Raw genomic sequence first — 26,043 nt, 5'->3', positions numbered from 1 at the left:
GGTGCCGTCACCCGAGCGGGATGGTCACCTCGTCCTCGACCGGCGGGGCGATCTCCTGTGCCGGTTGCCGGTCGCGGCGAAGCAGCGCAGCCGCACCGACTCCGGGGTCACGTCGAGCCGCAGGAAGCTCTTGAAGAAGGGCGGTCCGTGCGTCGCCGACCCCGGGGAGAGGAGCTGCGCGTACATCCTGCGCACCGGCAGCCGCAGGCGCCTCCGGCGGTCCGGGCGGCTGCCGGTGCCCAGCAGCCCGGCGACCAGCCGGACCCGCCGGGTGACCCTCGGGTCGCCGTCCGCCGCGCGGCCGGGGCGGATGCCGAGCCGCTCCGCGACCACCGCCGTCGCCTCGTCCTGGGTGAGGGCGAACAGGCGCCGCATCCGCAGCCGCCGCCCGTACAGGGCGCCGTAGAAGGCCAGCGAGTCGCCGCGCAGCGGGTAGCAGCGGAAGTCGGCCTCGGTGACCCCGGCCACCGACACCCGGGGGATGGTGTGCGTGGCGTGCGTGAACGCGCCGCCGCCGCCCGCGACGACGTACTGGACGGTGCGCCCGCCCACGTCGACCGGATAGCGCTGGTAGTTGTGGATGTCGCCGCCGATCGCCGCCACGTAGCGGTGGGCCGGGTCGCGCACGAGGTCGTCGACCGTGCCGCCGCCCTCGATAGGACACGGGTGGTGCTCGCCGTCCACGTACAGGGGCGAGCCTGTGACCAGGATCTTGGGGCGCGGCCCCCGGGACACCTCGCGCAGCCAGGCGCCCTGTTCGGCGTCGACCGTGCCGAGGAGCCCGGTGTCGATGCCGACGATGCGCAGCGGACCGGCGTCGATCGCCCAGTACGGGCCGGGCTGCGACGCCCGCTGGGAGGGGGCTGCGCGCAGCGCGCGGGCCTCGTCCAGGTGCCGCCCGTCGCCGGGGCGGGCACGGTGCCAGAGGGCGTCGCGCAGCCGGGCCCGGCTGAGGAGGCGCGGCGCGGGGCCGGGCGGCAGCGGCGGGGCACCGTCGCAGAAGACCCGCATGAACGCGGTGAGGTCCTCGTACCAGTCGTGGTTCCCGGGTATCGCGTAGACGGGCGCCGGATAGTCCCGGTAGGGGCGGAAGAACTTGGCCCCGTAGTCGTCGGCACCGCCCACCGGGTAGATCACGTCGCTGGCGAGGACCGCGAAGCGGGTGCCCCGCCCGGCCCTGAGCAGCCCCGGTACGACGGCGTACTGGGGGTCGCCGCCCTCGCCGGTGTCCCCTATCACCAGGAACGAGAAGCTGTCGGGGTCGTCGCGGCGCACCACCCGGTCGGCGGGCGCCCCGGCCGCCGCCCGCTGGGCGGCCCAGCGGGCGCGGGTGCGGCCCGTGGGATCGCCCAGCCAGGAGGCGAGCACACCGTTGCGGGCGGCCCACAGGAGCCTGGGGTCCAGCCAGGACAGGCGCTCGGTTCGGGCCGGGAGCAGGGAGCGGTAGGCGCCGGGCTCGGCGGTCCCCCAGCCGGCGCCCGCGGCGGTATCGCGTGAGGAGTCGGACACCCGCGCACGGTAACAACCGGCCACCGGATTCCCGGTACCGGGACGTCCTCAACTTCCTTGCGGAGCACGTATGTTGGCGCGGTTTGTGCGGCAACGGGCCTTCTGTCGGAACCGGTTCACCCGGCCCGTCGGCCACCGGCGCCCCGCCGTCACCGCGTCACGGGGCCGCCGCGTCACCGCGCCGCCGGGACCGCCGGCATGCCCGGGATCAGGGGCCCGGGGTCACAGGGTCCGCCCCAGCAGGCCCAGCAGCGCCGCCCAGTGGCGCTCGGCGGCGGCCTCGTCGTACGCGGCGGTGTCGGCCTGGGTGAAGCCGTGCCGTGCCCCGGCGTACACCTCGCAGTGATGCGGGACCCTCGCCGCGGCCAGTGCAGCCGCCAGCCGCTCCCGCTGCTCCGGCGGCAGCGAGGGGTCCTCGTCGGCATGACCGAAGTACACCTCCGCGGTGAGGTCGCGGACCGCCAGGTGCGGGCTGTCGGGCTCGTCCGTCGCCAGGTTCCCGCCGTGGAAGCCGGCCACCGCCGCCACCCGGCGCGGGAACGCCCCGGCGGTGCGCAGGGCCAGGGCGGCGCCCATGCAGTAGCCGACCACCGCGACCCGGTCCCCGGCGGCGACCGGGCACTCCGCCAGCCACCGCAGATGGGCGCCCGCGTCCCGCACCGCCATCTCGGGGGTCAGCGCCCGCATCGCCGGGCGCAGGCGCCCGAGCAGGTCCGGCCGCGCCGCCGGATCGATGAACCCGGGCAGTTCCACCACGGGCGCCCGTCCGGACCGGTACAGCGCGTTCGGCACGAGCACCGTGTACCCGGCGCCCGCCAGCCGGTCCGCCATGGCGTCCAGCGAGGGGCGCGGTCCGAAGGCGTCCGGCCAGAGCAGCACGGCAGGGCGGGGCCTCCCGTCGGCGGGGTGCGCGAGGCGCGCGTCGGCGCTCCCGTCGCCGGTGCCGATCTCGACGGGGGTTCCCTGTACGGCGGTCATGGCCTGGCTGCCTCTCTGTCGGCCGGCGGCGGATCACGCCCATCGTGGCACGCCGCCGTCGGCCGCCCCGGCGCCTACTCGAACCGCGAGGTGTCACCCGCCCCCCGCCGGACGATCTCCGCCTCGCCGTCCGAGAAGTCGATGACGGTGGTGGGCTCGGTGCCGCAGTCGCCGGAGTCGACGACCGCGTCCACCACGTGGTCGAGCCGGTCCTTGATCTCCCAGCCCTGGGTCAGCGGCTCCTCCTCGTCCGGCAGCAGCAGGGTGCTGGACAGCAGCGGCTCGCCCAGCTCCGCCAGGAGGGCCTGGGTGACCACGTGGTCCGGGATGCGCACCCCCACCGTCTTCTTCTTCGGGTGCTGGAGCATGCGCGGCACCTCCCGCGTCGCGGGCAGGATGAAGGTGTAGCTGCCCGGGGTGGACGCCTTGACCGCCCGGAACACGTCGTTGTCGATCCGGACGAACCGGCCGAGCTGTGCGAAGTCCTGGCACATCAGGGTGAAGTGGTGTCGGCTGTCCAGGTGGCGGATCGACCGGATGCGGTCGATGCCGTCGCGGCTGCCCAGCCGGCAGCCCAGCGCGTAGCAGGAGTCGGTCGGGTAGGCGATCAGCGCGCCCGAGCGGACGCTGTCGGCGACCTGGGCGATGCTGCGCGGCTGGGGGTTGTCGGGGTGCACGTCGAAGTACTTCGCCATCCGGTGAGCTTAGGGCCTTCCCAGTGGATCTTTGTCGCGCCCGGCGGCGGTGTGTTCGGCCCCGCCCGGCGGAGCCCGGCGGCCGGTCGCTCCTCCCGTCGCGGAACCCTTTGTTCCGTTCGCCGCTCCGCAGGTCGCCGGCCATGGGGTAACGTCCAGCGACCGGACCGGGGGAAGGCGAGGACGAGGAGAAGGCCGACGTGGCGGGCCGAGAACGTGGAACCGGGCGGAACGGGCCCGCCGTCGACGGGGACGCGCCCTGGGCGCGGGAGCTGCTGGAGCACCTGCGCCCGGCCGGGCGGGACGTGCGCCGGGTGGCGGAGTGGCTGGCGGGCGCGGTGAACGCCGCGGTCGGCCTGCGGGACGCCGCCGGGCGGCTGCTGGCCGGTGAACGCGTCCCGGTGGACGCCGCCCTGATCGCCGACCTCACCAGCGGCCGGGTCGCCTCCGCCGCATGGGAGGACGGGGGCCGGCACCTGCGCCTGGTCGGCGTGGCGCGGGCGTACCCGGAGACCGCCGCCGTCCTCGTGGTCTCCCGGGAGGCACCCTTCGACCGGCGCGCCGCCGACATCGTCACGCACACCGCCCAGGTGCTGGAACTGCTGGTCGCCGGGGCCGAGTCCGCCGCCGCCGGGCAGCGGCTGCGGCGGGCCGCCTCCGACCTCCGGCTGGCCATCCTCCAGTTGCTCATGGTCGAGGACACCGTCTCCGCCCGCCGGGTGGCCGCCGGGCTCTGGCCGGGGCTCCTGGACACCGACACGGCCTGCGTCTACGTGGTCGAGACCGACCCCGCAGACCGCGACGGGCTCGCCGAGGAGTGCCTGGCGGCCACGGGGGAGCGGGCCCTGGTCGTGCGCTGCCCCGCCGTCGACGGCCACGTCATCGTCCTCTCGCCCCGGGAGGCGGCCGGGGACGCGCTGCGCGACCTGGTGGGCCGGAGGCCCGGCGTCTACCTCGGCGGCAGCGCCCGGCAGAGCCTCGCCCGCACCGCCATCGCCTACGGGCAGGCCGTGAGCGCCCTCGCCATAGCCCGGTTCCGCCCCGGCAACGCCGCCGTGTACGCCGAGCGGACCCGCCCCGAGGTGCTGATGGACCCGGCCTCGCTGCGCGACTGGACGGCCCAGGTGCTGCGCCCGCTCGACGCGCTGCCGCACCACACCCGCGCCGAACTGCTGGCCACCGCCCGGCTCGGCCTGGAGTTCACCGCCGTCAGCACGGCCAAGATCCTCGGCGTCAGCCGCAACACCGTCCGCGCCCGGATGGACCGGGTCGAGACGCTGCTGGGCACCGACCTCTCCGACCTGACCGTCCGGGCAGCCGTGCACCTCGCCCTGAACGCCGAGGCGGGGCTCACCCCCTGCGCGGTCGGCGGTGGCACCGCCGGGCGGGTGCCGGTCCGGCTGGCCGAGCTGCTGGCCGGGCGCCCGCTGCGCACCTGGGCCGGGGACCTGCTCGGACGGCTCGACCCGGACACCCGGGACCTGCGCGGCACCCTGCGCACCTGGATCGCCGTCGGCGGCAACGCGGAGCGGGCCGCCCAGCGGCTCGGGGTGCACGCCCAGACCGTGCGCGAGCACGTCCGCAGCGCCGAGCCGGTGCTGGAGCACGAGCTGCTGGCCGGCGGGAGCGATCTCTACGAGGTGGTACTCGCCCATCTCGCCGTCGGTGACCTCGCGGATCCACCGCTGCCCGGGACGAAAGCGGGCCATCCGGACTCACCTGTGCACGGGTGAGCCCCTACGCACCGGTAGCGGGCACCGACGCGATTCACAAGGCGCTGGTCGGCCACGTAGGTTCGACGGGTCGCGGGGTCACGACCGGAACGGGGGACCGGCCGTGACCCCGCGGACCCCGTTCACGGAGCGCCTCCCGCCCCTGGTTCCCCGCCCCGGACGCCCGTCCGAGGCCCCGTCCCTCGGGGCTCTCCCGCCCCGGTGGCCGCGATCCCCGGGGCCCCGCTCTCCCGGGGCCCCGGTCCACCGGGCCGCCGCCCGCCGCCGGGGGTCCGGGCCGTCCCGTCCCCGGCAGGGCCCCGGGCGCGCCCGGGGGGGGGCGTACGCCGGACGGGGCACCTCGGCAGGGTCCCCGTGAGGGCCGCTCCGGAGCCGGTCGCGAATCGCCATGAATCGGCGGGTGACGGACACCTCGTCCCCGGGTACCCGGCCCGCCCGAGCGCGCGGCCGTCGGCCGCCCCGCAGCTCAGGCCGCCGTACGGCGGCCACGAGTCGTAAGGAGCCCACCAGGATGACGGACGCAGCGAGCCGGGGCCCCGCCCCGGGCGACGACCGGAAGGTGCTGACGAACCGGCAGGGGCACCCGGTCCACGACAACCAGAACCAGCGCACCGTCGGCGCGCGCGGCCCCGCCACGCTGGAGAACTACCAGTTCCTGGAGAAGATCAGCCACTTCGACCGCGAGCGCATCCCGGAACGCGTGGTGCACGCCCGGGGCGTCACCGCGTACGGCTACTTCGAGTCGTACGGCGCCTGGGGCGACGAGCCCATCGCCCGTCACACCCGGGCCAAGCTGTTCCAGGAGCGGGGCGGGCGCACCGACGTGGCCGTCCGCTTCTCCACCGTGATCGGCGGCCGGGACTCCGCCGAGACCGCCCGGGACCCGCGCGGCTTCGCGGTGAAGTTCTACACCGAGGAGGGCAACTGGGACCTCGTCGGCAACAACCTCGCCGTCTTCTTCATCCGGGACGCGATCAAGTTCCCCGACGTCATCCACTCCCTGAAGCCGGACCCGGTGACCTTCGAGCAGCAGCCGGGGCGCATCTTCGACTTCATGTCGCAGACGCCCGAGTCGATGCACATGCTGGTCAACCTGTTCAGCCCGCGCGGCATCCCGGCGGACTACCGCCACATGCAGGGCTTCGGCGTCAACACCTACAAGTGGGTCAACGCCGAGGGCCGCACCGTCCTGGTCAAGTACCACTGGATGCCCAAGCAGGGCGTGCGGAGCATGACCGAGGAGGACGCGGCCAACGTGCAGGCGGACTCCCTCGGCCACGCCACCAAGGACCTCTACGAGGCGGTCGCGCGCGGCGAGCACCCCGAGTGGGAACTCCTCGTCCAGATGATGGACGACCACGACCACCCGGAGCTGGACTTCGACCCGCTCGACGACACCAAGGTCTGGCCCGAGCAGGACTTCCCGCCCCGCCCGGTCGGCCGGATGGTGCTGGACCGGATGCCCGAGAACTACTTCGCGGAGAACGAGCAGATCTCCTTCGGCACCGGAGTCCTCGTCGACGGACTGGACTTCTCCGACGACAAGATGCTCGTCGGCCGGACCTTCTCCTACAGCGACACCCAGCGTCACCGGGTCGGCCCCAACTACCTCCAGCTCCCGGTCAACCGGGCCAAGCACGCCGAGGTGCGGACCAACCAGCGCGACGGCCAGATGGCCTACCACGTCGACGGCGGCGGGGGGAACCCGCTGGTCAACTACGAGCCGTCGATCACCGGCGGCCTGCGCGAGGCCCCCTACCGCGTGCCGGACGAGCAGGGGCCGGAGATCACCGGGCGGCTCACCCGCCGCCGCATCCCGCGCACCAACGACTACCAGCAGGCCGGGCAGCGCTACCTGCTGATGGAGCAGTGGGAACGCGACGACCTGGTGCGGAACTTCGTCGACCTGATCTCCCAGTGCGCCCGGCCGGTGCGCGAGCGCATGGTCTGGCACTTCCTGCTGGTCGAGAACGACCTCGGCCTGCGGGTCGGCGAGGGGCTCGGCATCGCTCCCGGGGACGTGGCGCACCTGGAGCCGCTGGCCGGCCAGGACCTCACCGACGAGGACCGCGAGCGGCTGGGCCGGCTCGGCGAGAACCCGCCGCGCGACGTGCGGGGTCTCACGATGACCCACTGCGTGCCCGACGAACGGCACGTGGTCACGCGGTGAGTCAGCCGCGCAGCGCCTCCCGGGCCGCCGCGACGGCCTGCTCGGCGTAGCCCCGCCCGAACAGCACGGCGTGCACCAGCAGGGGGAAGAGCTGGTGCACGCCGACGCGCCCGGCCCAGCCGTCGGCGAGCGGCGCCCGCTCCCGGTAGGCCGCCAGGACCTCCTCCAGGTACGGGCAGCCGAAGAGGCGCAGCATCGCCAGATCGGTCTCCCGGTGCCCGCCGTGCGCGGCCGGGTCGATCAGCCGCACCGACCCGTCGGCGCCCCACAGCACATTGCCGTTCCACAGGTCGCCGTGGAGCCGGGCGGGCGGCTCGGCCGGGCCCGCCAGCGCGGGCAGCCGCTCGCAGACGCGCTCGACGACGGCCGCCTCGGCGGGCCGCAGCACACCGGCGTCCACCGCGCCCCGCAGATAGGGCAGGACCCGGTGCTCCGCGTACCAGCGCGGCCAGTCGTCCCCGGTGGCGTTGTGCAGGGGCGCGAGCCCGATCCGGGCCTCCACCGGGCCGCCGGGCGGCGGGGACCCGAGGGCGGGCGCCCCGGCCAGGTGCAGCGCGGCCAGCTCGCGGCCGAACCCGGCCGCCGCGCGGGGGCCCGGCGGTCCCTCCTCGACCCGCTCCGTCACCAGCCAGTACGGCTCCTCCCCGAGCACGTCGGGGACGCGCACCGCGTCGGCCCCGGCGAGCCAGCGCAGCCCCGCCGCCTCCGCCCGGACGGCGCCGGCCCCCTCGTCGTGCTTGACCACGACCGTGCGTCCGTCGTCGAGGTCCACCAAGGTGACGGCTCCCGACAGAGGGCGCTCACCGGTCGCCGCCCGGCCGGTGAGGCGGGCCGCGGCGGCGGAGGGGGACGCGGAGGAGGGCACGACGCCAGGGTAGGGGCTGTCCGCCGCCGTTGGGCCCGTGCCCGGTGAACCCGGAGGGGCCGGTGAGCCGGAGGGGGGTGCGACGACGGGCCGGGGCGCCCCGCGGGCCCGCGGGGCGCGCCGCCGACCCGGTGAAAAACGCTCCGGGCGCCGAGCGAACCTCCGAGGGCCGGGGGAGGCATGTGAATATGAACAGTTCAGCGTATTCCCGCACCATCACCCTGCCGACCGCCATCCGCGAACAGGCCGCCCAGCACCTCGAACAGGCGGTGCGCCGGTCCATCGACGGCGCCGCCGCCCCCTGCCGTGCCTTCCGCGCCGCCGACGGCGACGATCCCGTGTTCTCCGTCCCCGTGATCGAGCAGGCCGCCGGCTGTCTGCTGGTGCTCGCCGCCGACAGCGCGCAGAGCCTCCGCCCCTCCGCCCTGCGCGCCCTGATCGGCGTCGCCCTGCACCTGCGGGACGCCGCCGAGGCCGTGCGCCGTCCTGCCCTGGTCACCCCGGCCTGGTGACGGATCACCACCGCGCGGGGTCGGCCCGGCGCCCGGCGGCCGGGTGAGGGGAGCTCCGGGGTGTGGCGGCGGGGTCAGGGGAGGCCCCATGGGGTGGCGGTGGCGGGGCCGTGGTCCGGGTGCGGCCGGACCGGGGCGTGCCCTGGCGGGTGGCCGGAGCGGTCGCCGGTGCGCGGATCCGGGGAGCCGTTCCCGGGACGGGCCGTTCCCGGGATGAGAGCGAGGGCCTCCCGAGCACGGGGGCGCCTCCGGGGAAACGGACGTCCCGAGGAGCGCGGGCGGGCGGCGGTCGCCGTCTCAGCGGCCCAGCTTGGCCCGGAGACCGCCCTCCAGCGCGGCCGAACGCGACGCCGCCCGCGCCGAGCGCCGCACCAGCCGTGCCTCCCGGCGCAGCTCCCGGGCCGCGTGCCGGCCGCGCCACAGCAGGGAGGGGGCGCCCGCGGTGTCATCTGCGGCGATCAGCAGCCCGCCCATCATGGACACGTTCTTGAGGAAGTGGATGCGCTGCTGCATGCGGTCGCCGGGATCCTCCGCTTCCCAGTAGCGGTGCCCCGCCAGCGTCGTGGGCACCAGCGTCACGGCGAGCGCCAGCGCCGCCAGCCGCGGGCACCGGCCGAGCCCCAGCAGCACACCCCCGGCGACCTGCACGGCGCCGTTGAGGCGGACGAGCTGCTCGGTGCTGTCGGGCAGCACCGCCACGCGCTCGGTCACCGGCCTGACGACGGGTTCGGCCGTCGGGGCCACGGCCGACGGGTTGCGCAGGGACTGCACGCCCCCGGCGATGAACATCGAGGCGAGCATCGGCCGCCCGGCCATACGCAGAAGACTCATGGGGCTCTCTCCAGCCTCTCCAGGAAGCACCGGGGTGTGGGTTTCCGGTGTGCCGTCACCGGATCTTCAGGTGCCCCGCCCGTGCGGCGCCATTCGGCGCACGGCCCGTTCCGGCGCCCATGACCGTCCCCGGACCGCTCCCTTCGCAGGTCAGGGGCGTACGCGGGAGGCGTTCCCGGCGTGGCCCGATCCGGTGGCGGCCGGGCGCATACGGCGCACCCGGCGCACGGGCCGCACCCGGCGCCCGAGGGCGACCGGCCGCTCGGCCGACCCGCGCGCCGCGCTCCGTCGCCGCCGTCCCCGGCCGCCGTCCGACGGTCCGTCGCGCTGCCGGGTGGCCCCGGCCGGGTTCCGTGACCGCGTGTCATGGAACGGCCCGAATCCAGCCGATCGGGCGAGCGATTCGGGCCGTCCGGGTGTGTCCGTGCCGCCGGGGGAGGGGTGGCGCCTCACCCGAATGGCCCCCGAGCGGTACTGCTCTGGGCCCCCTCGGTGTCTCCTGGAGGGTGTCAGCGGCGTCCAGGCTGGGAGGCCGAGCATGTACGAGATGTGCGTGGGCCCGGAGAAGGCGGGCGGAGCATTGGTGTGGCACGTGATGGCCAAGCGCACGGCGGCCACTCTCTGCGGACAGCGGCTCCGTGAACGCGTGGCGGCGTCCGACGGTGAGAGGGCGCGGCACTGCCCCGACTGCATGGCGTCCTTCGCGAAGCTGATGGCGGCCACACCGTGCTGACGCCCCGCCCGCCCCGCCGTCCGCCCCGTCGCGCCCCAGCGGCGGGGCGGACGACACGGTGGCGCGGCCCCCGCCACCGCCTCGTCACGGTGCCTGTTGCATGCCGTTCCCGTGCCGTGTGCCGGGTGCCGGTCACCCTTCCCTACGGGGCCTTTCCCCGATGGCGGCCGTGCGTAGCCGTGCATGACCGTTGACGGGCCGCCGTCGCCGGGGCCCATTGAGTCCGGGGGACCCTGGGGGAGCGCGGTCCGGTCCCCGTGCGGGTGCACCTTGCGGGTGCCCGCGCCCCGTCGCCCGACCGGGCGGTCCGGCCGCGCGCCGAGCCGTGGCACACCGCCGCGACGTGGCCGGGCCCACCTCGCGCCCCACCCGCCCGGCCCCGCGTGTGCCGTGCCGTGCCGTCCGGGCCCCCTCCCCGCCCCCCGTTCGGTTCCCGCGCCGCCCCGCCGGCCGGCGCCGGCCGCCCGCACCCGACGCCGGTGCCTCGCCCGACGCCGCGCCTCCGCTGCGGCCGGGGCGGTTTCGTGGGAGAACGACCCTCTCGCCGGTGCGACAATCTGCCCGTGGAGAGGTGCCCGACGACGTGGTCGGGGCCCGGGGCGGAAGGAGCCATGCGCATGATCGAATGGGTGCCGCTGAGCAGCGGAGCCAGACCCGTTCCCCGCCCCGTCGCCGCGCCGCTGGTGTGGGCGGCGGCCCTCGGCGGCGCCCTCGTCCTGGTCGCGGTGCTCAACGGCACCGTCGGCACCGGCCGCCCGGAGTTCGCCCTGGCGGCGCTCTCCCTGCTCGCCGCCCTCCTCGGGCTCTGCGCCCCGTACGCGGCGGCCCCCGGCACCGCCCTGCTGTGCTGGCTCTCCCTGAACGGCTTCGCGATACCGCCCGCGGGCACCCTCACCTGGGCCGCCTCCAGGGACGCGCTCTGGCTGGCCTGTCTGTTCGGCGCCGCCCTGGCGGGCACCTCCCTGGCCCGGCTGGCGTACGCCCGCGCCGCCTACCGCAGGCTGACCGCCGCCCGGGGCCCCGCCGGAACGGGAGACCCAGGCGACCGTTGACGGCGGACCGCCGCGCCCCCGGCCGCGGAGCCCCGCTCCGGCGATGGCGCGGAGCCCCGCCCCGGCGATACGGCCTCCCCCCGGTCCTCCTCCGGGCCGCCGGTCCGGGTCAGCGGGGGCGCCGACTCCGCGCCAGGGTTCGCAGCAGCGCCCCGCGCGCTCCGTCCGGCACGGTCCACAGCGTCTCGCCCGTCACCCCCCAACGCTCCAGCAGCGCGCCCGCCGCGAGGAACCCGGAGGTGGCGGCCCGCTCCATCAGGGCCACCGGCAGCCCCGTGCGGACCAGGTCCCCGGCGACCACGACGACCGGGTCCGGGGTGCGCACGGTGGGCCGGTCCCCGTGACCGCCCACGGGGAACAGCGGGCAGTCCGCCCGCCACTCGTGCCGCTCGGCCACGACCCCGGCCCGCCGTGACTCCGGATACACCCGGTGCAACTGGTCGAGCAGCGCCTTCTCCTCGACGTCCCGCACGGCCGTCGCGGGCAGCGCGTACGCGTGCAGTTCGACGACCGACCCGCCCGTGCGGGCCGACCACCGCGCCGCCTCGCCCTCCCACCGGGACAGCACACTGACGTTGTCGAGCGAGCCGTACCCGCTGGTGCCGAGGAACCCCGCCCGGTCCGGCGCCAGCGGCCGGTCCAGCCACAGCCGGGAGACCAGGAACGGCGGGGCGGTCCGCAGCCGCGCCACCCGCTCCCGCCAGCCGGGGTCCCCCAGCTCGGGCGAGCGGCCCACCAGATCGCGCAGCCCCCCGGTGTCCAGTGCGAGGACCACGGCGTCGTACGGGTCCGCGCCCCGGGCGCCGGTCACCAGCCGAGCGCCGGACGGCAGCGGGCGGACCGCCTCGACGGGCGCACCCGTCCGCAGCTCCACCCCGTGCCGGGTCAGATGGCGGGCCAGCGGGTCCCAGAGGGCGCGGGGGAAGGGCTCGTCGGGCACGTCGAACAGCAGGCCCTCGCTGGAGCCCAGGAAGTAGATGTGGAACATCAGGGCCATCTCGGCCGCCGACAGCTCCCGGGGATCGGCGAAGAAGCTCCGGGAGAAGACCTCGAAGGCCAGGTGCCGGGCCGCCGCGGGGAACCGCAGCCGCTCCAGCAGGTCATGGGCGCTCGTCCCGTCCCACCGCTCGTGGACCCGGTCCGCGCGGACGTCGAGCAGGGGCAGCGCGGCGGACGGCCGCAGGGACGGAAGGTCGCGCAGGCGGAAGGTGGGGCTGAGGGCGGCGAAGCCGAGCGCGTTCCACGGGGGCGTGCGCGGCACCCGGCGGAAACCGTCGCGCAGGCCGCCGCCGTGCCACAGCGGATAGTCCGGCAGGCCCCTCAGCATGCCCAGCGCCGGATCGGCCCGGCGCAGCAGGGCGCGCAGGTTGTAGTACTGGCGGAAGAACGCGTGGAAGCCGCGGCTCATGGTGAAGGGCATGCCGTCGGGCAGTGTGTCTGCCCATCCGGCGACCCGGCCGCCGAGCACCGGCTCCCGCTCGTACAGCACGACGCGCGCGCCCCGCTCCGCGAGCAGGGTGGCGGCGGCGAGTCCGGCGATGCCCCCGCCCACCACGGCGACGGACGGGGGGTCCCCGGTGATCCGCTCCCGGCCCGGCGCCGGGGGGACGAGCCGGGCGAGCCGGTCCCGGCCGGGCCGTTCGCCGTCGCGCCGGTTCACCGGGCGCCGCCCGCGGCCGTGCCGTACGCCGTCGCACTGCCCGCCGCCGCGTCGCCCGCCGCAGCGCCGCCGTGGGCGAGGAAGGTGTGGGCGATCCCCGTCTGCCAGCCCGGCAGCGGCAGGACCCGGACCCGGTCGAAACCGGCCCGCCCGAGCCGGGCGGTGAAGTCCCCCGCCGTGTCGAACTCCGCGACGCTGCGCCGCAGATGGCGGTACAGGTCCCGGTCGCCGCAGGCCGTGCCGAGCGGCTGGACGACGCCCCGGCACACCGCCGACCACACCAGGCGGCCGGTCGGCCGCCCGGTGAGCGCGAACTCGTGGGCCGCCAGCCGTCCGCCCGGCGCGAGAAGGGCGCGCACCGCCCGCAGCACGGCGTCCGGATCGGTGAGATTGCGGAAGAGGTAGGCGGCGAAGACCGCGTCGAAGGGGCCCTCCACCCCCGCCTCCGCCAGTTCCTCCGCCGGGGCCCGCACGAAGCGCACCCGGTCCGGCCAGGGCTTGCCCCGGGCCCGCTCCAGCATGCCCGGGGAGGCGTCCACCCCGGTGATCCGGGCGTACGGGAAGGCCGCGGCCAGCGCCGCCGTCGAGGCGCCCGTGCCACAGCCCAGGTCGAGGACCCGGCGTCCGGTGCCGCCGTCCGCGAAGGCCAGCCGGCGCGCCGAGCGGCGCAGCTGGGCGTGGTAGCCGGGGTTGAGGGCGACCAGGCGGTCGTAGCGGCCGGCGCCGCGGTCGAAGGCGGCGGTCAGCGCGGCGTCGCGGAGCAGGGGCATCGGTGACTCCTCGGTGGGGCGGTGGGTTCGAGGACGCTGGTCCGTGGGGTCCGGCGCGGCCCGGTGACGAGCCGTGCGCGGTTGTGGTCGTGCGGGACCGGTGGTCCGGCGGTGCGGTGCGCGGTCGTGAGGACGCGCGGTGGAAGGTCGGCGGCGAGCCGGTGGGGCGGCGCGAATCAGACGGCGGGGCGGGGGCGGAGCCAGGGCAGTTCGGCCGCCGTCCGCAGCATCGGCAGGACGGGGGTGCGGACCCCGACGGCGAGGTCCTCGCGCAGCCGGGTCCGCCCGTCCAGGAAGCGGAGCAGCCGTTCGGCGGGCACCCGGTCGAACAGCCGCAGGAACAGCTCCGGCCCGTCCACCCGGCCGGTGTCCAGCGCCCGCAGCAGCACCGCGTCCATCAGCCGGGCCCGGAGCGGGTGCGGGGCCGGGGGCTCCGGGCACCGCCCCGCCCGCAGCGCCCGCGCCACCGCCTCCGACTGACGCTGCACGGCGGCGAAGGTGTAGCCGGTGGAGGGGCGGGTCGCGCCGCCCGCGGTCCCGATCCGGAACACGCACCCGGCGCCCCCCGCCCGGCGCTCGAACACCCCGTCCGTCATCGGGATCACCCCCTGCTCGGCCGAGAGCACCTCCATCGCGCCCAGCCCCAGCACCCGGCCGGTGTACTCGGACAGCTCCCGTTCGTACGCCTCGCGTGTGAGCGGGGCGGGCCCGAAGCCGGTGTACTCGACCAGCGCGGTGCGCCGCCCCGTCGGCAGGACGTAGCCGAAGGACAGCCCGTGCTCCGGCTGGCGGGTGCGGAAGTCCATCAGGTCGACCACGCCCGGCTCGAAGACCGGCCGCGCGGCGCGCACGAACCAGCCGCGGAAGTGCTGGAGCAGCCGGGTCCGCGCGGCGGGCGGCCGGTCGGGCGGCCGGGAGTCGAAGACCCAGTCGGCCCGCAGGTCCAGCGGCGCGCCCGCCGGACCGGCTCCGCGCACCCGCGCCGTGCCGTCCGGCAGCGCGGACACCGACGAGACGGTGGCGGTCACCCGCTCCAGGCCGGGACGGCCCTCCAGTTCGCGGTGGAGCAGGGCCTCGAAGTCGTCCGAGCGGATCATCTTGTAGCGGGCGGGCGCGATGGACCGCAGCACCACCGCGCCGTTCCGGCCGCGCAGCCGCAGCCACTGCCAGGAGGCCGTCACCGCCGCGTCGAACCGGCCGGGCCCCGTCTCCCAGAAGCACCAGGTGCGCGCCGGGGGCCGCAGCGGGCCCTCCGGCGGCTCGATCAGGGCGACGGCGGGCGCCGGGCGGCCCGGGCCGCCCGACGGCAGCCGGTGCGCCAGCGACAGGCCCGCCGCCCCGGCGCCCACGATCACGATGTCCGCCTCGGCCACGGCCACCTCCCTGCGCCCGCGCACCGCCCCCGGACGGCGGGGCCGGGCGGGCGTACGACGATTCGGCTGCGGCGGAGTATTCCGTCCGGGCACCCCTTCCGGACGGACGCCGCGCGGGACGGGGCGGGCCCGGTACCCGCCGGACGGGTGAGCGGCACCGGCCCACGGCACGGTGCGGCGTCCCGCCGGGGCCCGGGGGTGAACCATGGCGCGGGGCGGCGCCCTCCCGTCCCGGGGGCGCGGGCCACCCGGTCCGGGAGCGCGGGGCCCGCGCCCCCGCCCCGGGGCCCGTACGGTCCGCCTCGCGCGCGGAGCCGAACCGCCCGCGCCGGTGCCTCCCCGTCCGCCCCGCCCCGTCCGTCCCGTCCGCGCAGTCCGTCCAGGGGAGCCGTGATGACCCGTACCGTGCCCGGCCCGACCGACCACGTGGTGGTGGTCGGTGCCGGACTGGCTGGGCTGTCGGCCGCCCTGCACCTGCTGGGCGCCGGGCGGCGGGTGACCGTCGTCGAGCGTGATCCGCTGCCCGGCGGGCGGGCCGGGCGCCGCCTGCTCGGCGGCTACCACCTCGACACCGGCCCCACCGTGCTGACCATGCCCCACCTCGCCGACGAGGCGTTCGCGGCCGTCGGCGAGCGGCTCGCCGACCGGGTCGAACTCCTGCCCGTGCACCCGGCCTACCGGGCGCGCTTCGCCGACGGCGGCACGCTCGACGTGCACACCGAAGCGGCCGCGATGGAGGCGGAGGTCGAGCGGTTCGCCGGGCCCCGCGAGGCGGCCGGGTACCGGCGGCTGCGCACCTGGCTGACCCGCCTCTACGCCGTCCAGCGGCGCCGGTTCATCGACGCCAACTTCGACTCCCCGCTGGGCCTGCTCACCCCCGACCTGGCCCGGCTCGCCGCCCTCGGCGGCTTCGGACGGCTGGACGCCCGCATCGGACGGTTCCTCGCCGACGAACGGCTCCGCCGGGTCTTCTCCTTCCAGGCCCTGTACGCCGGTGTCGCGCCAGAGCGGGCCCTGGCCGCCTACGCCGTGATCGCCTACATGGACACCGTCGCCGGGGTCTTCTTCCCGCGCGGCGGCATGCACGCCCTGCCCCGCGCCATGGCCGCCGCCGCCGTGGACGCCGGGGCCGAACTGCGCCTGGGCGAGGCCGTCACCCGGCTCGAACGCTCCGGCGACCGGATCACCGCCGTGATCACCGCCGGTGCCCGCATCCCCTGCGACGCCGTCGTCCTCACCCCCGACCTGCCCCTCACCCACCGGCTCCTGGGCCGCCGCCCGCGCCGCCCGCTGCGGCTGCGGCACGCCCCCTCCGCCGTCGTCCTGCACGCCGGGACCGACCGGACCTGGCCCCAACTCGCCCACCACACGCTCTCCTTCGGCGCCGCCTGGCACCGCACCTTCGACGAACTCACCCGGATGGGCACCCTGATGACCGATCCGTCCCTGCTCATCACCCGGCCCACCGCCGCCGACCCCGCCCTCGCCCCCGCCGGCCGCCACCTCCACTACGTCCTCGCCCCCTGCCCCAACACCGAGATCGGCCCCGGCGCGGAGACCTGGCACGACCTCGCGCCCGGCTACCGGGACCGGCTCCTCGCCACCCTCGAACGCCGGGGGCTGACCGGCATCGCCGCCGCCGTCGAGGCCGAGTGCCTGGTCACCCCCGCCGACTGGGCCGCCCAGGGCCACGCCGCGGGCACCCCGTTCTCCGTCGCCCACACCTTCGCGCAGACCGGGCCCTTCCGGCCGCGCAACCTCGTCCGGGGCACCGCCAACGCGGTCCTCGCGGGCTGCGGCACCACCCCCGGCGTCGGCGTGCCCACGGTGCTGATCTCCGGGAAGCTGGCCGCCGCCCGCATCGCCGGTCCCCGTGCCACCGGCGCGGGCGCCGCCGCCCGGGGCGGACGCCGGTGACCCGCCGCGAACTCGACGCCGCCGGGATCACCGACCCCGTGCTGCGCGCCGCCTACGCCCGCTGCCGCCGTCTCAACGCCCGCCACGGGCGCACCTACTTCCTCGCCACCCGCCTGCTGCCCCCCGACCGCAGGCCCGCCGTGCACGCCCTGTACGGCTTCGCCCGGTGGGCCGACGACCTCGTCGACGACACGGGGGCCGCGGCCGGTCCCGCCGACCGCGCCGCCGCCCTGGCCCGGCTCGACGCCCGGCTCCGGGGCGCCCTCGCGGGCGGCGCCGCGACCGGTGAGCCCGTGGTGCTCGCCCTGGCCGACACCGCCGCCCGGTACGCCATCGACCCGGTCCACTTCACCGACTTCATGGCCTCCATGCGCAGCGACCTCACCGTCACCGACTACGCCACCTACGCCGACCTGCGCGGCTACATGCACGGCTCGGCCGAGGTCATCGGCCTGCAGATGCTGCCCGTCCTCGGCACCGTCACCGACCGCGCCCTGGCCGCCCCGCACGCCGCCGCCCTGGGCACCGCCTTCCAGCTCACCAACTTCCTGCGCGACGTGGGCGAGGACCTGGACCGGGGCCGGATCTACCTCCCGGCGGACCTGCTCGCCGCCCACGGCGTCGACCGCCCCCTGCTGTGCTGGAGCCGTCGCACCGGCCGGCCCGACGCGCGGATCACCGCCGCGCTGCGGGACGCCGAGGCGCTCACCCGCGCCGTATACCGCGAGGCCGAACCCGGTCTGGCGATGCTGGACCCGGTGTCCCGGCCCTGCGTCCACACGGCGTTCCTGCTCTACCGGGGCATCCTCGACGCCGTCGCCCGGAGCGGCTACGCGGTCCTCCACCGGCGTGCGGTGGTGCCCCGGCGGCGGCGCGCGGCGGTCGCCTCCCGGGGGCTGGCCCGGGTGACGGCCGCCCGGCTCCGCGCCGCCGCCCGGTCGCGGTCCGGGACCGCCCCGGCCCACCCGGCCGCCGCGGCCGCCCGGCCCACCCCGCGGACCGCGGCCACCCCGCGGGCCCTGCCCCCGGCGCCCGCGCCGTCCGAACCTCCGGCCCCGCCCGAGTCCGCCGGCCCCCCGGCCTCACCGGCCCTCCCCGGTCCGCCGTCCCCGTCCGCCGTGCCCGTCCCGCCGGAGCCGTGCCGCGCGGACGCCCGCGACGCCCCCGATCCCAGGGAGACGGCATGACCATCACGCCCCGCCAGGGCCGCTACCCGCTGCGGCTGCGCCGCCGCCCCGTCCCCTGGCGTCAGCAGCCCCCGACCTGGCGCGCGGCACGGCCCGCCCTCATCGCCGCCGCCCTGGAACGCGCCCGTGCCCGCCCCTCGGGCAACTGGTACGTCGTCGGCGCCACCCCCGGCACGACCGGAGGGCGCCCGCTGTCCCGCACCGTCGCGGGAGTCGAGGTCGTCCTCTGGCGGGACGCGGGCGGGCGGCTGGTCGGCGGCCCCGGCGCCTGCCCCCACCTGGGCGCGCCGCTCGCCGACAGCCCGGTGCGCTGCGGCACCCTGGTCTGCCACTGGCACGGACTCGCCCTGGACGGCGGGGCGTTCGCCGGCTGGGAGCCGCTGCCCGTGTACGACGACGGCGTCCTCGCCTGGGTGCGGCTGGACGCGGTGGGCGGAGAGGCGCCCACCCGGGCCCCCGTCCTGCCCGCCCGCCCGCCGCTGCCCGCGGCCCTGGCCTCCGTCTGGTCCGGCGTCGGCGTCTGCGACCCCGAGGACGTGATCGCCAACCGGCTCGACCCCTGGCACGGCGCCTGGTTCCACCCGTACTCCTTCGCCGACCTGACCGTCGTCTCGGCGCCCGGAGGCGAGGGCGGCGAGGGCGGCGAGGGCGGCGGGGGCGGCACCGAGGGGGCGCGGGGAGCGGTCGGGGGCGAGGGGGCGGAGGCCCGGCCGGGCGACGGCACGGGGGACGACGACCGCTTCGTCGTCGACGTCTCCTTCCGGCTCACCGGGCGGCTCGTGGTGCCCGTGCGCGCGGAGTTCACCGCGCCCGGCCCGCGCACCGTGGTCATGCGGATCACCCACGGCGAGGGCGCCGGATCGGTGGTCGAGAGCCACGCCACCCCGCTCGCCCCGGACGACCAAGGCCGTCCGCGCACCGCCGTCGTCGAGGCGGTCCTCGCCGTCTCCGGCCGTCCGGGCTTCCCCGCCGTCCGCCGCCTGGCCCCGGTGCTGCGCCCCCTGATGCGGGCCGCCGCCGGAAGGCTGTGGCGCGACGACCTCGCCTACGCCGAACGCCGCCGCCTGCTCAGGGAGCGCGGCACGTTTCCCGGCTGACCGGACCGACCGCGCGAGGAGCGCCGTGCAGACCTTCCTGCCCCACCCCGGCTTCCGCGACTCCGCGCTCGTCCTGGACCGGCGCCGCCTGGGCAAGCAGCGAGTCGAGGCGCTCCAGGTGCTGCGCGGGCTGACGGTCCCCGGCTACGGCTGGCGGCACCACCCGGCGGTGCGCATGTGGACCGGGTACGAGGAGGCGCTGGTCCGCTACGGGCTGGAGGTCTGCCGGGTCTGGCGGGAGCGGGGTCATCCGGACACCTGCGCCGCCTCCCTGCTGGCCGGGTTCGCCGCCGGGCGGCCGGACGCCCCGGTGCGCGGGCAGGCGGAACTGGGGGAGGCCGGGGAACTGCCGCCGTGGCTGGGCGACGAGGGCTTCCACCGCAGCCACCGCTCCGCCCTGGTCCGCAAGGACCCCGGTGACTACGCCCGGCTGTTCCCCGGGGTCCCGGACGACCTGCCCTACGTGTGGCCCCGGTCGGACCGGGCGGGGGAGTAGGAGCAGTGCGGCGGAGAGGGCCGGGCCGGAGCCGCCGGGGAGGGCCCGCGAGCCGGGTCGGGCCCGTTCGGGGAACGGGCCCCGCATCCGCGGCCGGGCGCTCGGCATCGCGCGGGCCGCCTTCCCGTCACCGGCGGGGCGGCCCCCGGCGCGCGGAATTGGTCCCCGATACGGCAGACGGAATGGACCCCGTCCCGGACCGCCCCGGCTCCTAGCGTCGTCACCATGAACGCCACCACCCGCGGCGGCCTGCTCGCCGCGTTCGCCTGCCTCCTCGTCGGAGCCTCCTTCACCGCCAACAGCGTGCTCGGCGACTACCCGTACGCCGGGGGCCAGTTCCTCCGCTACGCCCTCGCCTTCCTGCTCCTGCTCCCGCTCGCCGCCCGTGGCGCCGGGGCCCGGCTGCGCGCCCTCGGGCCCGGGCGGTGGCTCCGGCTGGCGCTGCTCGCCGCCGTCGGCATGGTCGGCTTCAACCTGGCCGTGCTCGCCGCCGAACGCACGGCGGAACCGGCGGTGCCCGGCGTCCTGGTGGGCTGCGCGCCCGTGGTGGTCGCCGTCCTGGTGCCGCTGACGGAGGGCCGCCGCCCGCAACGACTGGTCCTGTACGGGGCGGCGTTCGTGGCGGCCGGGGCGTTCACCGTGCAGGGCTGGGGCCGCACCGACGGCCCGGGGCTCGCCTTCTCGGTGTGCGCCCTGGCCGGGGAGACCGGGTTCGCCGTCCTCGCGGTGCCCGTCGTCCGGCCGCTGGGCCCCCGGCTGCTGTCCACCGTGGTCTGCGGGATCGCCGCGGCCGAGTCGGCGGCGGCCGGATGGCTGATGGACGGCACCGGCTGGCTGCGCCGCCCGGACGCGGTCGAGACCGGGGCGCTGCTGTGGCAGGCGGCCGTGGTCACCGTCGTCGGCTTCGTCTGCTGGTACATGGGCATGCAGCGGATCGGGGCCGAGCGCGCCACCCTGTTCTCCGGGCTCATCCCGGTCGCCGCCGCCTGCACCGCCCCGCTCGTGGGCACCGGCGGCTACGGTCCCGCGCAGGCCGTCGGCAGCGCCCTGGTCTGCGCAGGGGTGGCGCTCGGCTCGGGCGTCCCGCTGCCGCGCCGACGGCGCCCGGCGACGGCGGGTCAGACGGCGTCGGAGCGTTCCTTGGAGGCGTTGTAGAGGTCCCGGGAGACCCGGACCAGCTCCCGCCGCTCCTGCTGGGAACCGACCATCGGCTGGGAACCGTCGAGCGGCACCCGCGCGCTCTCCGGCAGGAACCGCACCGTCACCAGGCCGATCGCCCCGGCCAGCATCAGGTAGTAGGCGGGCATCAGTTCGTCGCCGGTCACGCTCACCAGCGCCTCGGTGACCAGCGGCGTGGTACCGCCGAACGCGGCGACGGAGAGGTTGAATCCGATGCCCATGGCCGCGTAGCGGACGGCGGTCGGGAACAGCGCCGGGAGGGTGGCGGCGCTCGGCGCGGCGAAGCAGGCCAGCAGGGTGGCCAGGATCAGGACGCCGCAGACCGGCGCCCACACCCCGTCCGCCCGGATCAGCAGGAAGGCCGGCACGGCCAGGACGATCATCGCGGCGGCGCCGACCGCGTAGAGCGGGCGCCGCCCGACGTGGTCGCTGAGCCGTCCCAGGAAGGTGATCAGCACCACGATCCACACCATGGCGGCGAGCACCAGCACATCCGACAGACCGCTGGACCGGTGCAGGGTCTCCGTCTGGTAGGTGGGCAGATAGCCGGTGACCATGTAGTTCGTGACGTTGTAGAGCAGGACCAGGCCCACGCAGACCAGCAGGGGCCGCCAGTGCCGCTGGACGACGCCCTTCAGCTCCTTGCCCGCCGACTCCTGGGCGAGGGACTTCTCGTGCTCGTCCAACTGCTGCTGGAAAGCGGGCGACTCCTCCAGCTTCAGCCGGATGTAGAGACCGATGACGCCGAGCGGCCCGGCGATCAGGAACGGCAGCCGCCAGCCCCAGGAGAGCATCTGGGCGTCGGTCAGCGCCAGGTTGAGCACGGTCACCAGCGCCGAGCCCAGCGCGTAGCCGACGAAGGTGCCGAAGTCGAGCCAGCTCGACAGGAACCCGCGCCGCCGGTCGGGTGAGTACTCGGCGACGAAGGTGGTGGCGCCGCCGTACTCGCCCCCCGTGGAGAAGCCCTGGACCATCCGGGCGACCAGCAGCAGGACCGGGGCGGCGACGCCGATGGTGGCGTAGGACGGGATCAGGCCGATCGCGAAGGTGCCCAGCGCCATCATGATCATGGTGGTGGCGAGGACCTTCTGCCGGCCGACCCGGTCCCCGAGCGGACCGAAGAAGAGTCCGCCGAGCGGGCGCACCACGAACGCCGCGGCGAAGGTCGCGAAGGACGAGATGACCTGGGCGGCGGGGGAGGCGCCGGGGAAGAACACCTTGCCGATGGTGGCGGCCAGATAGCTGTACACGCCGAAGTCGAACCACTCCATGCAGTTGCCGAGGGCCGAGGCGCCGACCGCGCGCCTGAGCAGCGGGCCCTCGACGACCTGCACGTCCTCCTCGCGCAGCGCCCGCCCGCGGCGCCGCAGACGGCGGGTCAGCTCCTCGCGCACCTGGTGGGGCAGGTCCGCCACCGCGCTCGGCGTCGTCCCCGGGCCCGGAGGGCCGGACCGGCCGTCAGGCTTCGCGTCGGCCACGGTGTCGCCCTCCTGTCGCTCGCGCATGTCCCACCAGGCGCATTCTGCGCCGGGAGGCCGCCCGCCGCCCGTCGGCACCGCCGTCCCGGACGCCCCGCCCGGCCTCCACGGACCTCCGCGCCCCCGTACCCCGGGGCGGCCGTGCCCCGTATTCCGGTGGCCGTGCACCCCGCGCCCGGGGAGGTCACTCCTCGCGGTCGATGTGGCGGGTCCACCAGTGGTGTTCGCAGAACCAGTGGCCGAACATCGACCCACCGAAGACGACGAACCCCACACCGATCAGCCAGGACTCCACCACCAGCACGATGCCCACGGTGCCGTAGCTGATCGCGTTGTCGAGGATGAGCGGGGTGAACACCAGGTAGGAGAAGCCGCGCAGCCCGACCAGGCCCACCATGGTGGCGATGGCCCCCGGCAGCAGGTCACGCCAGCGGACCTGCCCGCCCAGCAGGAAGCGCTGCGCCCACCAGAAGAACAGCAGCCCGGTGACCGTGGAGAGCGCGATGCGGGTCCAGCCCTGGAGCGCCGTGCGGGTCTGCACCTCCTGGTAGAGGTAGGCGGTGAGCATCACCACCCAGGTCGCCTGGCGCCACACGCGGTGCCACGGCCCGGACGGCAGCCCCCAGACCCGCTCGTAGCCGTTCTGCACGCTGGAGGCGAACGAGATGCCGAACACGGCCAGGGCGATGCCGCCCCAGACGCTCGTGGTGCCGATGACCTCGGTGGGCGGGCTGATGATGTCCGTCAGCACCCGCGCCGACCGCCCGGACAGACCCATCCCGTCCGCCAGCCAGGAGGCGAAGCCGCCGCGCTCCAGCGGATCGGCCGCCGCCACCACGATCAGCAGCGGCGCCAATGTGACCAGGGCGAGCGTGGCGAACCCCATCGCGCGGTGCATCAGCTCCAGGTCCCGGCCGCGCCGGATCAGGGCGGACGCGGCCAGCCGGTCCCACACGCGGTGCGGCGCGTGCCGGTGCCGGTGGTTCAACGGTGCTCCTCGGGCGGTCCTGGTGGTCCCGGCGGTCGCCCGCGGCGGGCGCGGGCCGCGATCGGCCGGTGCCGGGCGCGGCGGAGGTGCCGGGGCGCGGCGGGGGGACGGACTCCACCGCCGGGCACGGGTCCTGCTACTCCAGGGTGACCGATCACGGCCCGCCGGGCACGTCCGCGTCCGGCCGGCTTCGTGGCACGGGGGACGGCGGCCCGGCGGGTGGCTCCGGTCGCGCGGGGCGGGCAGCCGCGTGCGCGGGCTGGAGCGCGGAACGTCCGACAGGCGCCTGCTCCCGCCTCCGGCGTCCGCTCCCGCTCGGGCGGCCGTGGACGCCCCGGCCCGTGGCGGGCGGTGCCGGGCACCCCCGCCGACGCCGTGCGTCCGCGCCCCGCGCACCGTTCCCGGGCTGGGCCACCTGGCCTACGGGCCCGGGCGTACCAGGGCGGGCGCCGGGGCGGGGGACATGCCGGAGGGCCGCCCGCGCCGGCGGGGGCGGCCCTCGGAAGGGGCCGGACGGGTCAGGGGTCCATGCGGTGCTGCTGGCGCATCCGCTCGTTGTGCCAGGCGATGGCGCGGCGGATCTGCGGCTCGTGCAGTCCGGTGCGGCCGGCGAGCTGGTCCATGGACAGCTCCGGCGGGCCCGTGGTCAGCGCCCGCGCCACCTTGGCGGCCCACAGCTCCTCCTCCACGAAGGGCCGGTGCCGGTAGTCGTCCTTGACCACGTCGAAGTGCTCGTCGCAGCAGGCGGTGATGAGCCGCAGTCCGTCGTACCAGTCGTTGGTGGCGTGGGCGGCGGAGGAGTCCGGCACATAGCCGCGGACCGCCTCGCTCTCGGGAAAGATGTCGGCGCACAGGTCGCACAGCTCCATGCGGACGGGCTGAGCGGGACGGCGCCCCTTCCTGCGCTTACGGTTCCACATCGCGCCTCCCGGAGAGTCGGGGATCGGCCACCGGATTCCCGGAGTTACCAGGACGGAGAGGGGCAAACGTCACGTAACCGACAGGGCAGGTGAGGGGCTCGGGGGCGGGCCGCCGGTCGCGCCGTGTGCACACGCGGTTCCCCGTCGGCGCTCGGGGTGGGCGCGGGCGGAAATCGTACGGGGGAGGGCGGCGCGGGCGGGTACGGCCCGGCCGTGGCCCGACGGGGCGCGGTGCTGCCGCCCGTCGCGATGCTTGCCGGGTGCCGGGTGCCGGGTGCCGGGTGCCGGGTGCGGGGTGCCCGGGTGCGGGGTGCCGCCCCGCAGGCGCGTGTGCGGCGTGGACGCGCTCCGCGGGGGTGCGACGACCGGTGCGTGGCCCGGGGGCACGCGGTGTGCGGCGCGGGGACACGCGGTGCCGTGCGCCCGGGCGGCCGGCCACGGCGCGGCGAGGCCCCGCCGCGCCGTGGCCACGGCGGACCCCGGCCGCCGGGCCCGGTGCGCCGCCCGGCCGGACGTCAGGGCGGCCCGCCCCGCTCGCAGACCCGCCGGGCGACCTCGCGGAGCTTGATGTTGCGGTCCTGTGAGTAGCGGCGCAGCGTCGCGAAGGCCTGGTCCTCGGTGAAGCCGTGGCGGCCCATGAGGATGCCCATGGCCTCCCCGATGACGTGCCGGGTGCCGATGGCATCCTGCAACTGGGCGTGGGTGCGCGCGCTGGAGAAGGCGACCGCGGCGTGGGAGGCGAGAAGCCATCCGGCGGTCTCGCTAGCCTCGGTGAAAGCGCCCCGCTTCCGGGAGTAGAAGTTCAGCGCGCCCAGGTCCTCGTCCTCGGTGAACAGCAGGATGCCCATCATGCCGCCGAGGCCCAGCCCGCGCGCCTCGGGCACATAGCGGGGCCAGCGCGTCGCCGGGTCGTCGAAGTCGGCGATCCGGAACCGCCGCTCCCCGGTCTCGGGGTGGGCGGCGTCGAAGCACGGGCCCTCCCGGAGCCGCTCCTGGAGCCGGTCGCTCTCGACCACCACCTGCTCGGTCGGGGCGAGGGACTCCACGTGCCCGCCCCGCAGGACCAGGATGCCGGCCGCGTCGCAGCCCTCCATCAGCTCGACTGCCGCGCGCGTGATCCGCTCCAGGGTGTCGCTCACCGACTGCTGTGCCAGGAGGTCGCGCGCGAGCGCGGCCATGTGCTGCGCGAAGACGCGCCACTCGTCCATCCCGCCGCCTCCGTCCGGTCGGGCCCCGGGGGCCTCGCGGGCCGGGTGCCCAGCGGCGCGCCGGACCATCTTGTTTCACAATACATCTAAATGCATAATGCGCTTATGGAGTCGAGTGCAGCGGAACCCGGGGACGCCTCCCCGGAGGATCTGATCACCGCCGTGGAGCATCTGGTGCGGTACGTACGGCTGAGTGCCCGCGCGGGCGGCCTCAGCACCGCCGCCTCCTCGGCACTGGCCCGGCTGAGCCGCGAGGGGCCGCAGCGGCTGACCGAACTGGCCCGTGCCGAGGGCGTCTCACAGCCCGGCACGACCCAGCTCGTCACCCGCCTGGAGCGCGCCGGACTGGTCCGGCGCAGCGCCGACGCCCGTGACGGCCGGGGCGTGCTCGTCGGGCTGACGCCCACCGGGCGCGACGTCCTCGAACAGCGCCGCGCCGAGCGCTCCCGCGCGTTCCAGCGGCTCCTCGGCGAGCTGACCGAGCCGGAGCGGCGCGCGACCGGTACCGCGCTCCTGGCGCTGGCCCGGGTGATCGAGGACGGCCGGGACCCGGTCTGACCGGGTGCGGTACGGGGGCCGTGCCCGGGCGGCCGGACCGCGGCGCCGGGCCGGGTCCGGACCGTCGTGCCATGCGGTGGCTCCGTCGCCCCCGCGCTCCCCCCCGTACCGCCCCGGTCCTCCGCCCCGGCGCC

Annotated in this window: 22 protein-coding genes and 1 pseudogene; 11 read left to right on the top strand and 12 right to left on the bottom strand. The window is 76.7% G+C overall.

What is annotated here, in order from left to right; translation table 11 throughout:
* Nucleotides 1-7: 7 nt before the first annotated feature.
* From GTY84_RS14400 to GTY84_RS14390, 3 genes and pseudogenes are all read right to left on the bottom strand, one after another.
* Nucleotides 8-1,509, bottom strand: a pseudogene (locus GTY84_RS14400) (metallophosphoesterase).
* Between the two features lie 222 nt (nucleotides 1,510-1,731).
* On the bottom strand, nucleotides 1,732-2,487 hold the full coding sequence (locus tag GTY84_RS14395) for a dienelactone hydrolase family protein (RefSeq protein ID WP_161226658.1): 756 nt from the start codon (nucleotides 2,485-2,487) through the stop codon (nucleotides 1,732-1,734).
* Between the two features lie 74 nt (nucleotides 2,488-2,561).
* Nucleotides 2,562-3,182 carry an L-threonylcarbamoyladenylate synthase gene (locus tag GTY84_RS14390; protein WP_161226657.1) on the bottom strand — a complete coding sequence of 207 codons (621 nt, stop codon included), beginning with the start codon at nucleotides 3,180-3,182 and terminating at the stop codon, nucleotides 2,562-2,564.
* Between the two features lie 200 nt (nucleotides 3,183-3,382).
* Between GTY84_RS14390 and GTY84_RS14385 the strand changes: the two genes are divergently transcribed.
* Nucleotides 3,383-4,915 carry a PucR family transcriptional regulator gene (locus GTY84_RS14385; protein WP_161226656.1) on the top strand — a complete coding sequence of 511 codons (1,533 nt, stop codon included), beginning with the start codon at nucleotides 3,383-3,385 and terminating at the stop codon, nucleotides 4,913-4,915.
* Between the two features lie 511 nt (nucleotides 4,916-5,426).
* Nucleotides 5,427-7,085, top strand: a complete 1,659-nt coding sequence (locus GTY84_RS14380; RefSeq protein WP_161226655.1) for a catalase — start codon at nucleotides 5,427-5,429, stop codon at nucleotides 7,083-7,085.
* Nucleotide 7,086: 1 nt separating this feature from the next.
* On the opposite strand, the gene GTY84_RS14375 is transcribed toward GTY84_RS14380, so the two are convergent.
* Complete coding sequence (locus GTY84_RS14375; RefSeq protein ID WP_161226654.1) at nucleotides 7,087-7,950, bottom strand: fructosamine kinase family protein; 864 nt, start codon at nucleotides 7,948-7,950, stop codon at nucleotides 7,087-7,089.
* A 188-nt stretch (nucleotides 7,951-8,138) separates the two neighbouring features.
* Here GTY84_RS14375 and GTY84_RS14370 point away from each other — a divergent pair, with 188 nt between their 5' ends.
* A complete protein-coding gene (locus tag GTY84_RS14370; RefSeq protein WP_161226653.1) occupies nucleotides 8,139-8,462 on the top strand; it encodes a hypothetical protein in 324 nt (107 codons plus the stop codon).
* A 297-nt stretch (nucleotides 8,463-8,759) separates the two neighbouring features.
* Here GTY84_RS14370 and GTY84_RS14365 read toward each other — a convergent pair whose 3' ends face one another.
* On the bottom strand, nucleotides 8,760-9,293 hold the full coding sequence (locus GTY84_RS14365; RefSeq protein WP_161226652.1) for a DoxX family protein: 534 nt from the start codon (nucleotides 9,291-9,293) through the stop codon (nucleotides 8,760-8,762).
* A gap of 538 nt (nucleotides 9,294-9,831) precedes the next feature.
* Between GTY84_RS14365 and GTY84_RS14360 the strand changes: the two genes are divergently transcribed.
* On the top strand, nucleotides 9,832-10,026 hold the full coding sequence (locus GTY84_RS14360; protein WP_161226651.1) for a hypothetical protein: 195 nt from the start codon (nucleotides 9,832-9,834) through the stop codon (nucleotides 10,024-10,026).
* 617 nt (nucleotides 10,027-10,643) lie between these two features.
* Nucleotides 10,644-11,078, top strand: a complete 435-nt coding sequence (locus GTY84_RS14355; RefSeq protein WP_161226672.1) for a hypothetical protein — start codon at nucleotides 10,644-10,646, stop codon at nucleotides 11,076-11,078.
* 109 nt (nucleotides 11,079-11,187) lie between these two features.
* Here the strand turns inward: GTY84_RS14355 and GTY84_RS14350 are convergent, their stop codons facing one another.
* From GTY84_RS14350 to GTY84_RS14340, 3 genes are all read right to left on the bottom strand, one after another.
* Nucleotides 11,188-12,738: an NAD(P)/FAD-dependent oxidoreductase gene (locus tag GTY84_RS14350; RefSeq protein ID WP_345943431.1), complete on the bottom strand. Its 1,551-nt coding sequence runs from the start codon at nucleotides 12,736-12,738 to the stop codon at nucleotides 11,188-11,190.
* Nucleotides 12,735-13,508, bottom strand: coding sequence for a methyltransferase domain-containing protein (locus GTY84_RS14345; RefSeq protein ID WP_161226650.1), 774 nt, complete (start codon nucleotides 13,506-13,508; stop codon nucleotides 12,735-12,737). Before GTY84_RS14345 ends, GTY84_RS14350 begins: the two co-directional genes overlap by 4 nt.
* Before the next feature lie 176 nt (nucleotides 13,509-13,684).
* Entirely contained in the window at nucleotides 13,685-14,881 is a 1,197-nt protein-coding gene (locus GTY84_RS14340; RefSeq protein WP_161226649.1) for a lycopene cyclase family protein, read from the bottom strand.
* Nucleotides 14,882-15,274: 393 nt separating this feature from the next.
* Between GTY84_RS14340 and crtI the strand changes: the two genes are divergently transcribed.
* From crtI to GTY84_RS14315, 5 genes are all read left to right on the top strand, one after another.
* A complete protein-coding gene (gene crtI, locus GTY84_RS14335) occupies nucleotides 15,275-16,798 on the top strand; it encodes a phytoene desaturase family protein (protein WP_161226648.1) in 1,524 nt (507 codons plus the stop codon).
* A complete protein-coding gene (locus GTY84_RS14330; RefSeq protein ID WP_161226647.1) occupies nucleotides 16,795-17,985 on the top strand; it encodes a phytoene/squalene synthase family protein in 1,191 nt (396 codons plus the stop codon). Before crtI ends, GTY84_RS14330 begins: the two co-directional genes overlap by 4 nt.
* Nucleotides 17,982-19,082, top strand: a complete 1,101-nt coding sequence (locus GTY84_RS14325) for a DUF5914 domain-containing protein (protein ID WP_161226646.1) — start codon at nucleotides 17,982-17,984, stop codon at nucleotides 19,080-19,082. The genes GTY84_RS14330 and GTY84_RS14325 overlap by 4 nt, the downstream gene beginning before the upstream one ends.
* A 25-nt stretch (nucleotides 19,083-19,107) precedes the next feature.
* On the top strand, nucleotides 19,108-19,578 hold the full coding sequence (locus GTY84_RS14320; RefSeq protein WP_161226645.1) for an MSMEG_6728 family protein: 471 nt from the start codon (nucleotides 19,108-19,110) through the stop codon (nucleotides 19,576-19,578).
* Nucleotides 19,579-19,803: 225 nt separating this feature from the next.
* Complete coding sequence (locus GTY84_RS14315; RefSeq protein WP_161226644.1) at nucleotides 19,804-20,733, top strand: DMT family transporter; 930 nt, start codon at nucleotides 19,804-19,806, stop codon at nucleotides 20,731-20,733.
* On the opposite strand, the gene proP is transcribed toward GTY84_RS14315, so the two are convergent.
* From proP to GTY84_RS14295, 4 genes are all read right to left on the bottom strand, one after another.
* Nucleotides 20,697-22,262: a glycine betaine/L-proline transporter ProP gene (gene proP, locus GTY84_RS14310; RefSeq protein ID WP_161226643.1), complete on the bottom strand. Its 1,566-nt coding sequence runs from the start codon at nucleotides 22,260-22,262 to the stop codon at nucleotides 20,697-20,699. The two genes, GTY84_RS14315 and proP, sit on opposite strands and share 37 nt — an antisense overlap.
* Before the next feature lie 157 nt (nucleotides 22,263-22,419).
* The gene (locus GTY84_RS14305) at nucleotides 22,420-23,223 is read right to left on the bottom strand and encodes a ribonuclease BN (protein WP_237532275.1); all 804 of its coding nucleotides are present in this window, start codon (nucleotides 23,221-23,223) and stop codon (nucleotides 22,420-22,422) included.
* Nucleotides 23,224-23,741: 518 nt separating this feature from the next.
* A complete protein-coding gene (locus GTY84_RS14300) occupies nucleotides 23,742-24,143 on the bottom strand; it encodes a hypothetical protein (protein ID WP_161226642.1) in 402 nt (133 codons plus the stop codon).
* A 515-nt stretch (nucleotides 24,144-24,658) separates the two neighbouring features.
* Nucleotides 24,659-25,351, bottom strand: coding sequence for a GAF and ANTAR domain-containing protein (locus GTY84_RS14295; RefSeq protein WP_161226641.1), 693 nt, complete (start codon nucleotides 25,349-25,351; stop codon nucleotides 24,659-24,661).
* 105 nt (nucleotides 25,352-25,456) lie between these two features.
* On the opposite strand from GTY84_RS14295, the gene GTY84_RS14290 reads away from it, so the two are divergent.
* On the top strand, nucleotides 25,457-25,909 hold the full coding sequence (locus tag GTY84_RS14290) for a MarR family transcriptional regulator (protein WP_237532274.1): 453 nt from the start codon (nucleotides 25,457-25,459) through the stop codon (nucleotides 25,907-25,909).
* Nucleotides 25,910-26,043 lie beyond the last annotated feature (134 nt).

This window comes from Streptomyces sp. SID8352, assembly GCF_009862265.1.
In the GTDB taxonomy this organism is placed as follows: domain Bacteria; phylum Actinomycetota; class Actinomycetes; order Streptomycetales; family Streptomycetaceae; genus Streptomyces.
This window is presented reverse-complemented; position numbering and strand designations above follow the sequence as displayed.